This is a genomic window from Betaproteobacteria bacterium (genome assembly GCA_009693245.1).
Taxonomy (GTDB): domain Bacteria; phylum Pseudomonadota; class Gammaproteobacteria; order Burkholderiales; family SHXO01; genus SHXO01.
This window is the reverse complement of sequence record SHXO01000038.1, coordinates 16,988-28,606: the sequence shown is the minus strand read 5'-3', so window position 1 is coordinate 28,606 and position 11,619 is coordinate 16,988. Positions and strand designations below refer to the sequence as shown.

Annotated in this window: 8 protein-coding genes and 1 other RNA gene; 4 read left to right on the top strand and 5 right to left on the bottom strand. The window is 60.3% G+C overall.

Features of this window, described 5'->3' with window-relative positions:
- Positions 1-279 precede the first annotated feature (279 nt).
- The 5 genes from ssrA to EXR36_08135 form a co-directional block, all read right to left on the bottom strand.
- Positions 280-650, bottom strand: a transfer-messenger RNA (tmRNA) gene (gene ssrA / locus EXR36_08155).
- A gap of 98 nt (positions 651-748) precedes the next feature.
- On the bottom strand, positions 749-1,405 hold the full coding sequence (locus EXR36_08150) for an HAD family hydrolase (protein MSQ59602.1): 657 nt from the start codon (positions 1,403-1,405) through the stop codon (positions 749-751).
- Positions 1,406-1,408: 3 nt separating this feature from the next.
- Entirely contained in the window at positions 1,409-2,113 is a 705-nt protein-coding gene (gene ubiG / locus EXR36_08145; protein MSQ59601.1) for a bifunctional 2-polyprenyl-6-hydroxyphenol methylase/3-demethylubiquinol 3-O-methyltransferase UbiG, read from the bottom strand.
- Complete coding sequence (locus tag EXR36_08140) at positions 2,110-3,429, bottom strand: TRZ/ATZ family hydrolase (protein MSQ59600.1); 1,320 nt, start codon at positions 3,427-3,429, stop codon at positions 2,110-2,112. Before EXR36_08140 ends, ubiG begins: the two co-directional genes overlap by 4 nt.
- A gap of 62 nt (positions 3,430-3,491) precedes the next feature.
- Positions 3,492-5,141 carry a hypothetical protein gene (locus EXR36_08135; protein ID MSQ59599.1) on the bottom strand — a complete coding sequence of 550 codons (1,650 nt, stop codon included), beginning with the start codon at positions 5,139-5,141 and terminating at the stop codon, positions 3,492-3,494.
- Positions 5,142-5,618: 477 nt separating this feature from the next.
- Between EXR36_08135 and gyrA the strand changes: the two genes are divergently transcribed.
- The 4 genes from gyrA to pheA are packed head-to-tail and all read left to right on the top strand — an operon-like array spanning position 5,619 to position 11,619.
- Positions 5,619-8,285, top strand: a complete 2,667-nt coding sequence (gene gyrA / locus EXR36_08130) for a DNA gyrase subunit A (protein ID MSQ59598.1) — start codon at positions 5,619-5,621, stop codon at positions 8,283-8,285.
- Positions 8,285-9,370 carry a 3-phosphoserine/phosphohydroxythreonine transaminase gene (gene serC / locus EXR36_08125; GenBank protein ID MSQ59597.1) on the top strand — a complete coding sequence of 362 codons (1,086 nt, stop codon included), beginning with the start codon at positions 8,285-8,287 and terminating at the stop codon, positions 9,368-9,370. Before gyrA ends, serC begins: the two co-directional genes overlap by 1 nt.
- A complete protein-coding gene (locus tag EXR36_08120) occupies positions 9,370-10,554 on the top strand; it encodes a 3-phosphoglycerate dehydrogenase (protein MSQ59596.1) in 1,185 nt (394 codons plus the stop codon). The genes serC and EXR36_08120 overlap by 1 nt, the downstream gene beginning before the upstream one ends.
- Positions 10,555-11,619, top strand: coding sequence for a prephenate dehydratase (gene pheA / locus EXR36_08115; protein ID MSQ59595.1), 1,065 nt, complete (start codon positions 10,555-10,557; stop codon positions 11,617-11,619). It abuts the gene before it with no gap.

The window sequence follows — 11,619 nt, the reverse complement described above, 5'->3', positions numbered from 1 at the left end:
CCGGGGTGATGAACAGGTGTAGCCCGCCGCCGTCAGCGAGCTTCTTGCCACACAGCCCTTTCCCTACGAAGGCTTTGACGGCCTTGTCCGTGAGCTTTCCTCTGATACCCCCAGATGCAGCTATTCGTTCGGTTCGATTCTCCATAATACCCCCGTCAATACCCCCATCATACGCGGAAGTCTTGGGACGGTGCAAGACCCTGCTAGACGGTCAATAGACTGAGGACAAAAGAAAAACGCCGTCACTTGGACGGCGTTGAACCCCATTGGGGGTATTAATGGTGGAGGCGGCGGGAATCGAACCCGCGTCCGCAAGCCCTACACAGACAGCACTACATGCTTAGCCTAGCCTTTTAATTTAACCCTTTAACCGCTGGCCGGCGGGCTGTTATCGGGCGAGCTACCTTGGATTTAGCGCCGTGCAAAGTAGCCCTGCACATTGCGATCCCATGTATATGACTCCGCGCTCATCCCCCTTGCGGGTTCAGACCAGCCCACGGGCAAACTGGGGCGGAGTCTAGCCGGTGTTAGGCGGCTAGAGCGTAACGATCGTCGTTGGCAACTATCGTTTTCCAGCGGATTTACAAGGTGACTGGACCTTGACATGCACTGTCATGCTTCGTGACCCACGTCGAACCCAGGGCGCCCCCGGTTCTGAAGACTGAGGACTGAGGATAGAAGACAGAGCGCGTTTATAACCGAGCGCCGCTTTTATCGACAAAGCTATTATCGCAGAAGGTGGCGCCTTCTAGAGATAATTCAAGAGCTCGCCTGGATCTTTGAGGTATTTAGATGCCCCCCATTGTTCGGGAGGTTGGTCATTACCCAGGTATCCATACAGGGCAACGACCGGTTCCATGCCGGCCGCGAGGGCCGCTTGTACGTCACGCAAATCATCGCCCACATACAGGCAATCGCGCGGATCGGCGGCGACCCGGCGCGCGCCCTCGAAGAGCGGATCGGGCGCGGGCTTGGGTCTGCCCGTGGTGTCCCCGCCGATGATGCAACCCGCGCGTTGGGCCAATCCCATCATGCCAATTAGGGAGACAGCCAGGCGCTCCATTTTGTTAGTCACGATTCCCCAGGCGATCCCCCGCCCATCGAGGGCATCCAATAATTCGGCCATGCCGCCGAATAGATTGGTTTCGCGCAGCATGTTGGCTTCGTAGATGCTCAGATACTCCTCACGCATGAGGCCGTAGCCCTCGTGGTGAGGATGCAGGTCGAATCCCCGGCGCAGCATGCCGCGCGCGCCCTCGGAAGCAAGGACGCGCAGTTGGTTGAGGGGGAGGGCTTCCAATCCGCGTTGTGCGCGCATGACGTTGAGCGCGTAGGCGAGGTCGGGTGCCGTATCGGCCACGGTGCCGTCGAAGTCGAACAGCACGGCCCGCACCGGTTTGCTCACGGTTTATGGAGCTCGCGCGTGGACGATGTAGTTGACGTCCGTATCCCGTCCCAGGGTATAGACCTTGGTGAGCGGGTTGTAGGTCATTCCAGCCAGTTGTTCGATACTCAGTCCGGCGGCGCGCGCTTCCGCGCACAATTCCGAGGGCTTGATGAACTTGGCGTATTCGTGGGTGCCCTTGGGCAGCAGGTTCAGGAGGTATTCCGCCCCAATGATCGCGAAGAGAAAACTCTTCGGGTTGCGGTTGATGGTGGCGAAGAAGGCATGGCCCCCGGGTTTGAGCAATTGCGCGCAGGCTTTGATCTGGCGTGCGGGTTCCGGCACGTGTTCGAGCACTTCCATGCAAGTCACGACATCGAAATGGCCTGGCATTTCTTCAGCGAGCGCTTCCACGGCCACCGCGCGGTAGGTGACTTCGAGTTTGCTCTCCAGCAAGTGCAACTGCGCCACTTTAAGGGCCTTGTCCGACAAGTCGATACCGGTGACGCGCGCGCCTTTCGCGGCCATGCTCTCCGACAGAATGCCCCCGCCACAGCCCACGTCGAGCACATTCTTGCCGGCGAGGCGGGCGGCATGGTCGATGAATCCCAGGCGCAGGGGATTGATGTCGTGCAAGGCATTGAATTCGCTATTCGGGTCCCACCAGCGGTGGGCCAGCTCGCTGAATTTTTCTAGCTCGTGTGGATAGGCGTTGAGGGTCGTGCTCATGCGTTTGCCATCAGTTTGGTTTGCCACAGGGATGCCTTGGCTTTTAGCCGTGCTTCGTCCATTTGCGTGAGTTGGCGGTTATGCAGAAGACGCTTTCCAGCCACCCACACGTCGCTCACATGCTCGCGCCCGCTAGCGTATACCAAGTGGGAAGCGGGATGGTAACAGGGGACTAGCTCCAGGCTATCCATGGCCACCGCGCACAGGTCGGCGGATTTGCCTGCCTCGATGGAGCCGATCTCTTTCTCCAGCCCCAAGGCGCGTGCGCCATGCAGGGTTGCCATGCGAAGTGCCGTCATGGCGTCGAGGACCTCGGCGCGCCCCGAGAGCGCCTTCGCGCACAGGGCAGCGGTGCGAATTTCTTGAAACATATCGAGGCGGTTGTTACTGGCGGCACCGTCGGTGCCTAGGCCCGCATTGACTCCGGCCTCCAGGAGGGCAGGGGTGGGCGCGAATCCGCTGGCGAGTTTCAAATTCGAAGACGGGCAGTGGGCAACGTTCACGCCCAAGGCCGCGTACTGTTCGATCTCGCCCGCCGAGAGGTGCACGCTGTGCACGGCGATGAGGTTGGGCCCTACTAATCCTAGCCGGTGTAGGCGTGCGAGCGGGCGCGTGCCGTACTTGGCTTCGCTCTCGCGAATTTCGTCCTGCGTTTCGTGAACGTGCAGGTGGATAGGCAAATCGAGTTCATCGGAGAGCGTCACCACCTGCTCGAAGGTCTTGTCGCCCACCGTATAGGGTGCGTGCGGCGCGATGCAGTAAGACAGCAGGGGCTCGTGTTTGAGCGCATCGCGCATGGCCAGCCCTTTGTGCAAGTAATCCGCGGGGTCGTTGGCGTAGGCCGTGGGAAAATCGATCACGATGAGGCCCAGCGCCGCGCGCATCTTGGACTCGGCGAAGGCGCGCCCGGCATCTTCGGGAAAAAAATACATATCGTTGCAGCAGGTGGTGCCGCCTCTCACCATTTCGGCAGCGGCCAGCAGCGTGCCGTCGTAGACAAACTCGGAGGAGACGTGCTTACCCTCGGCTGGCCAGATATGTTCATTGAGCCACGTCATCATAGGCAGATCATCGGCGAGCCCTCGCATCAGGGTCATCGCGGAGTGTGCGTGCAGGTTGACCAGCCCGGGAATCAGCACGTGATGGGGCAGGGTAGTGTGAGACTTGGGCGTGAAACGCTGTGTCGCGGCTTCCTCGGGCAATAGCGCCACGATGCGGCCTGCTTTTACCGCAACGGCGTGATACTCCAGCACCGCGCCATGGGGTTCTATGGGGATGATCCAGCGCGCTCTGATGAGTTCGTCAATGGCTTCCATGGGAGATCCGCAAGAAAAAAGCCCTGCCAAAAGGGCAGGGCTTTCATGGTGAAGCGAGTGAGTTACTTTTTAGGTTTGACGGGCTTGGTGATCTTCACTTCCCGCTTCTCGTCGACGAAGATCTCCACGCGCCGGTCGGGTTGCAAGCAGGCGATGAGTTCCTTGGTTCGCTTGGTTCCCACGCAGCCGCTGGAAACGGGCTGGGCCTTGCCTTTGCCCTCTGCCTTGATTTTCTTGCCGTCCAGTCCTTTTGCGATAAGCTGCTTACGCACGGCTTGCGTCCGGCGCTCGGACAAGCGCAGGTTGTACTTGGCGCTCCCTAACCGGTCGGAATGGCCTACCACGAGGATCTGGCCCCACTTGACATCTTGGAGTGCGGCGACGAAATCATCCAGACTATTCTTGCCGGCGGGGCGCAATACGTAACGGTCGAAATCGAACAGCGCATCGGCGCTCAACACCACGGTCATGAGGTGTTCTTCTTCCGCCGCGGGTGCTGGCTTCGCGGGAGGCTTGGCCGGAGCGGGCTCCATCTTCGCCGTTGGCACCTTGCTGTAGTCGGCGGAGTATGGTTGTTGTTCCTCCTCGTCGTCATCGGCGGCTTCCGCGAAAGGGTGGTAGTCGTAAGGTGACTTGTAAGGGGCAACCGCCATTTGCTCTGGTTCCGGTTCCTCGGAGACTTCTTCTTCCGCGTAGTGCTTAGGAAAGCTAATGTCGTCCTCCACCGCGGCGGCACCGCTGCTGCCATCCTCGTGATAGATGGAATGGCCCACGATGGCATCGTCGGGCTCTTTACTGTCTTCCTCGTAACGGCCAATCATCTCATCGGCGGGGCCTTCCGGAAGCGGATTGGGAATCAGCCAACTCGTATCCTCTTGCTCCCAGGATTGGGCGTCTGCATGGTGCTCGCCGGGCCATTGCTCTTCTTCCTTGAACTCCAGCATGCTATGTCCGGGTTCCTCTGCCTTTTCTTCCTCAGGCGCGGGTACCCAGTGATCGTTGCTGGCGGCCTCGGGCTCTTGATCGCCCGAGGCATGGGGATCAGCAGGCCATTGGTTCGCGGAAAGATGATCCATGCCATCGTTGTCGTCGTGCGAAATAGGCGCGCCAATGCGGTCGTCTCCCGTGTCCGTATCATCCCAGTCGTGAAAGTAGACCAATGAGGCGCCAATTAAATCCAGCTCGCCGGCGGCATCCTCGGGTTCGATCCCGTCCTCGGCCCAGAGCGGCACTATCCCCAACGCAGCCTCCTCCGGCCCCATCCATTCGGGGAAGCCTTCGTCCTTGGACGCCGCCGGGGCGGGCGCGGGAGCAGGAGGCGCTGCCTTGGGCGCTGGAGCAGGCGCCACGGCGGCCTTGGGTTCCGGGGCGGGTGCTGGCGCCGCGAATAACCAGGGTTCGCAATCCGGCGTGGCGGCTTCCAAACTCCACAAACCATGCTTCACGCATTCGCGTGTCACGCCAGAGCGAACCACCGAGTTAAAGCTATCGTAGACATAGCCGCCACGAGAAGGCGCTTTAGCCGGATCTTGCAGGGTTGTGCCGGCGGGGACCAATTCATGACCAAGAATTGCCGCCGCCCCCGCCGAGACGGTGGTGATCTTCCCGTAAAAACCCACTGGTAATTGCTGGGACAGCGCCGCCACCGATGGAAAGAGCGCGGACAATACGGTGGCGTGGGTGATGGTTTTTTTGAGGCTGAAGGGTCTCATGGCTACTCTCTATGAGGTAATCGGGTCAGGGCGCCAGACGTGCAATGATTTGGGCAATCATCTCGCGCTCAACTTTGGGTGCGAGATGGTCATCGCGCCGCCGTCGTTTCTCTTTATGACTTCGCTGTGGCTGCTCCCTCTTGCGGAAGACGTGCTGCCGGTGAGCTTCCTCGGAGAGAGCCTAAGCATAGCACAAAGGTTTTTTCCCCTGGATGAAATTGCAATGAAACAACACCCGCGTTCGGTACGGGCGACAGTTCTCACGCGGTACGCGGATACGCGGACTCGCATGCTAAACTTCCATCCTTTGAACGGGACAAGGGTTACGCATTCGCAATGTTCCCGTCATGCCCGTGTCGTGGATATCAACGAGCGCCGGGGTGAATCACGATGCCCAGACCCGCACTCGGGAACCGGGCGTTCGTTCCCATAAATACTCCATGTATTTCTCTCTTGCCTCTTAAATTTCGCCGCTGAATGGAGCCATTCGCCAAGGAAACTATTCCCGTAAGTCTCGAGGAAGAGATGCGCCGGTCCTATCTCGATTACGCCATGAGCGTGATCGTGGGACGGGCCCTCCCCGATGTTCGAGACGGGCTCAAACCCGTGCACCGCCGCGTTCTCTATGCGATGCACGAGTCGAACAACAACTGGAACCGCGCTTACGTCAAATGCGCCCGCGTGGTGGGTGAGGTGATGGGTAAGTTCCATCCCCACGGCGACAACGCCATCTACGATACGCTGGTGCGCATGGCGCAGGATTTCTCCATGCGCTACATGCTGATCGACGGCCAGGGAAATTTCGGTTCCGTGGACGGAGATAACGCGGCGGCCATGCGCTACACGGAGTGCCGGCTGGCCAAGATTTCCTCCGAGTTGTTGGCGGATATCGACAAGGAAACCGTCGATTTCGTCCCCAACTACGACGGCAAGGAACAAGAGCCTTCCGTCCTGCCCAGCAAGATCCCCAACCTATTGGTCAACGGTTCCACGGGCATCGCGGTGGGCATGGCCACCAACATTCCGCCGCATAATTTGAACGAGGTGGTGGACGGCTGCTTGGCCTTGTTGGCGCATCCCGATACCACCTTGGATGAATTGATTCGCATCATTCCCGGCCCGGATTTCCCCACCAGCGGTTTCATCTACGGCGTGCAAGGCGTGAGGGAAGGCTATCGCACGGGCCGCGGGCGCGTGATCATGCGCGCCCGCACCCACACCGAGGATATGGACAAGGGTGTGCGCCAAGCTATCATCGTTGACGAGCTGCCCTACCAGGTCAACAAGGCCAACTTGCTCATTCGCATTGGCGAACTGGTGCGCGAGAAGCGCCTGGAAGGCATCTCCGAGATTCGCGACGAGTCGGACAAGTCCGGCATGCGCGTGGTCATCGAACTCAAGCGCGGCGAGAGCCCGGAGATCGTGCTGAACAATCTCTATAAGGAGACGCAGCTCCAGGATTCGTTCGGCATGAATATGGTGGCCCTGGTGGATGGCCAGCCCAGGCTGCTGGACCTGAAGTCCCTCTTGGAAGCTTTCCTGCGCCACCGGCGCGAGGTGGTGACGCGGCGCACGATGTTCGAGTTACGCCAAGCACGCCAGCGCGGCCACATTCTGGAAGGCTTGGCCGTGGCTCTGTCCAACGTGGACGAGATCATCGCCCTCATCAAGGCCTCCAACTCGCCCAGCGAGGCGAAGCAAGCATTGATGGGACGTTTGTGGCGTTCCTCCCTCGTTGAGGAAATGCTGGCGCGGTCGCACTCCGATCAGGCGCGGCCGGAGGGCCTGCCAGCCCATTTCGGCTGGCAAGGCGGGTTGAACGGCGGCAGCGGCTACCGGCTCTCGGAAGCCCAAGCCCAGCGCATCCTGGAAATGCAATTGCAGCGCTTGACCGCGCTGGAACAAGACAAGATCGTCGGCGAGTACCGCGAGGTGATGGAAGTCATCGCCGAGTTGCTGGATATACTTGCCAAGCCAGAGCGGATCACCGCCATCATCACCGAGGAATTGGGCGAGGTAAAGCGCCTCTATGGCGATAAGCGCCGCAGCGAGATCGTGTTCGACGCTCAGGACATCGAACTGGAAGACTTGATCACGCCCACCGACATGGTGGTAACGCTATCGCACACGGGTTACTTCAAGGCGCAGCCCCTGTCGGAGTACCGCGCCCAGCGCCGCGGCGGGCGTGGCAAGCAAGCCATGGCCACCAAGGAAGACGACGTCATCGACCAGTTGTTCTCCGCCCACACCCACGACTACATCCTGTGCTTCTCCAGCCGCGGGCGTCTGTATTGGTTGAAGGTTTACGAATTGCCGCAAGGTGCCCGCGCCAGCCGGGGCAAGCCCATTGGCAATCTGGTTCCCCTGGAACCCGGTGAGAAAATCAACGCCGTGCTACCCGTCAAGACCTTCGACGACGGGCATTTCGTGTTCATGGCCACGGCGTTCGGAACCGTCAAGAAGACCCCGTTATCGGAATTCTCCCGTCCCCGGCCAAGCGGCATCATTGCCGTGGATCTGGATGAGGGGGATTTCCTGGTGGGCGTCGCCATCACCGATGGCACCTACGACATCATGTTGTTCTCCGATGGCGGCAAGGCGGTGCGTTTCTCAGAACAAGACGTGCGCCCCATGGGACGCACGGCCCGGGGCGTGCGCGGCATGAACTTGGCGCTGGACCAGAGGGTGATCGCCTTGGCGGCGGCCGCCGACGAGAGCAAAACGGTGCTGACCGCCACCGAAAATGGTTACGGCAAGCGCACGCCCATCACCGAGTACACTCGCCATGGGCGCGGTACCCAGGGCATGATCGCCATTCAGACCTCCCCTCGCAACGGCAAGGTCGTGGCGGTACGCTTGGTGGATTCCACGGATGAGGTCATGCTGATTACCACGGGCGGCGTACTCATTCGCACCAGGGTGGCGGAAATCCGCGAGATGAGCCGTGCCACTCAAGGTGTCACATTGATCGATCTGGATCAAGGCGAGAAATTGGCGGGACTGGAGCGCGTGGTGGAAACGGTCCCCGGCGATAATGGAAAGGAAGAAGCCAAGGTAGATGAAAACGATGCTAAGGACACCTCGGAGCCAGGCGCCGGGGGCAACCCGGAAAAGGATCAGGGCAACGATCCAGGCGAAGAATAATGCAGGCCTTTAATTTTAGCGCGGGGCCGGCGGTGCTGCCCCGGGAAGTGCTTGAGCAAGCCCGCGACGAAATGCTGGATTGGCATGGCTGTGGAACTTCCGTGATGGAGATGAGCCACCGCGGCAAGGAGTTCATGGCCATCGCGGCTCAGGCCGAGCAGGATTTGCGCGAATTACTTTCCGTTCCCGCGAATTACAAGGTCCTATTCCTCCAAGGCGGCGCGACCTTGCAGTTCGCGGCCATTCCCATGAACTTGCTGCGCGGGAAGCAAAAAGCCGCCTACATCCACACCGGCGAATGGGCGAAGAAGGCCATTGGCGAGGCGAAGAAATACTGCCAGGTGAACATCGCCGCCAGCAGCGAGGACGCGAAGTTCACCTATGCGCCACCGCAAGAGCGCTGGCGCTTGGACACGGACGCCGCCTACGTGCACTACACCGCCAACGAAACGATCGGAGGGGTGGAGTTCCATTGGATTCCCGGCACGGGTAAGGTACCGCTGGTGTGCGACATGTCCTCCACTATCTTGTCGCGGCCCATCGATGTGTCGCGCTTTGGCTTGATATACGCCGGCGCGCAAAAGAACATGGGGCCGGCGGGCTTGACCTTGGTCATCGTGCGAGAGGATCTACTCGGGCAGGTGCTGCCTGGAACGCCCTCCATGCTCGACTACAAAGTGCAGGCGGAAAGCGATTCCATGTACAACACACCTCCGACCTACGCCATATATGTGGCTGGCCTGGTGTTTCAGTGGTTGAAGCGCCTGGGCGGCCTAACGGCCATGGAGCGGCACAACATCGCGAAGGCTCAGGTGCTCTACGATTTGCTCGATGCCAGCCACTTCTACAAAAGTCCCGTTGCCAAGCAGGATCGCTCCCGCATGAATGTGCCCTTTGCCTTGGCTAGTGAAGCTTTGGATGAGGAATTCCTGAAGCAAGCGAAAGCCAGAAAATTATTGCAGCTCAAGGGCCACCGTTCCATGGGCGGCATGCGCGCATCCCTTTACAATGCCATGCCCATGGAAGGTGTGAAGGTCCTCGCGGAGTTCATGCGCGAATTCGAAATCCAGCAAGGGCACCGCTAATGGCCAGGCAACTGCGCATTCTGACGCTCAATTTCATCTCCAATGCAGGCCTCAAATTGTTGCCCGGCGAGCATTACTCCGTGGACAACAAGATGGAGGATCCCGACGCCATACTGGTGCGCTCGCAGGACATGCATCAGATGACCATACCGCGCTCGACCATGGCCATCGGCCGCGCTGGGGCAGGGACGAACAACATTCCCGTGGCCGCCATGAGCCAGCGCGGTATCCCCGTCTTCAATGCGCCGGGGGCCAACGCCAATGCCGTGAAGGAATTGGTGCTGGCGGGCATGCTCCTGGCAGCTCGCAATCTGGTGCCGGCGTCGCGCTTCGTCGACGGACTGCGAGGCGTGGAGGGCGATTTGGACAAGACCGTGGAAGACAACAAGAAACACTATGCCGGCATCGAGCTTCCCCACCGGACCCTGGGCGTGATCGGATTGGGCCGCATCGGTAGCCTAGTGGCCGATGCGGGCATCAGGCTCGGCATGCAGGTGTTGGGGTTCGATCCGGATATCACCGTGGACGCCGCCTGGAGCTTGCCCTCGCAAGTGAAGAAGGCTCATAGCATCGAGGAAGTGCTACGCGCCAGCGAGTTCGTGACCCTGCATGTGCCCATTGTGGCGGCCACGCGCCACCTCATCGATGCCAAGCGCCTGGAGTTGATGAAACACGGCGCGGTATTGCTCAATTTCGCGCGCGCGGAGATCGTGGATAACGCCGCCGTGGCGCAAGCCTTGGCGCAAAAGCGGCTTGGCACTTACGTGTGCGACTTTCCCAGCGCGGCCTTGCTGGGTAACCCCCAGGTGGTGGCCTTGCCTCATCTAGGGGCCTCCACCAAGGAAGCGGAAGATAATTGCGCCGTGATGGTGGTGAACCAAGTGCGCGATTACCTGGAAGAGGGGAACGTGCGCAATGCCGTGAATTTCCCGGACGTGGTGATGGCGCGCGAATCGCCCTACCGCCTGGCCATCGCCAATGCGAATGTGCCTAACATGCTGGGGCAAATCTCCACGACGCTGGCTGCCGCCAGCTTGAACATCCACAACATGATCAACAAGTCCAAAGGGGAGATGGCTTATACGGTGGTGGACGTGGACAGCGCGCCACCGAGCGCGGTCACCGATCGATTGCGCGGCATCAAGGGGGTGCTCGCCGTGCGGTATCTACCGGCCGGCGGATAAATGTCCGAGCCGCTCAAACCTCTGCGCGAGCGCATCGACCGCATCGATGCGGAATTGCTGCGGCTCCTGAACGAGCGCGCACGAACGGCGCATGAAATCGGCACCCTGAAGAACGACGGCGTCATCTATCGTCCGGAGCGCGAAGCACAAGTCTTGCGCCGCCTGGAAGGACTCAACACCGGTCCCTTGCCGGCGGAGGCGGTGCGCGCCCTTTTCACCGAGGTCATTTCGGCATGCCGTGCGGTCGAAGAACCCTTGGCCGTGGGCTACCTTGGGCCCCGTGGCACCTTCAGCGAGGACGCGGCTCGCAAGCACTATGGATCTTCCGCCCAGGGCGTGCCATGCGCATCCATCGACGAAGTGTTCCGCCAGGTCGAGGCCAAGCAGGTGCGCTACGGGGTTGTGCCGGTGGAGAACTCCACGGAAGGCGCCATCGGGCGGACCATGGACTTGCTGGCCACGAGTTCCGTCAAGCTCTGCGGCGAGGTAGTGTTGCCCGTGCATCAATGCCTGATGAGCAAGGCCGCTGATCGTGGCACCATCACGCGCATTCTCGGGCATGCGCAAAGCCTCGCCCAATGCCACGAATGGCTCAATCATAATTTTCCTAGGGCCGAGCGAGTGGCCGTCGTGAGCAACGCCGAGGCCGCCCAGCAAGCGAGTCTGGATAGCGCGGCGGGATCTCTCGGTAGCCGCTCGGCGGCGTCATTGTTCGGCCTCAACTTACTGGCTGAGAACATCGAAGACCAACCCAACAACACCACGCGTTTCGTGGTGCTGGCGGAGCAGGATTCGGCACCTTCCGGGCGCGATAAGACTTCCCTCATCATGTCTACCCGAAACCGGCCCGGTGCCATGCACATGTTGCTTGCACCTTTCGCCCAACACGGCGTGTCGATGACGCGCCTGGAATCGCGGCCGTCTCGCATGGGCTTGTGGGAGTATTTATTCTTTGTCGACGTGGAAGGGCACCGGCAAGAGGAAAAGGTGGCGGCTGCCCTGGCGCAGGCGCAAGATAACGCCTCCTTCCTGAAAATTCTCGGTTCCTATCCCGTGGCTGGCTGA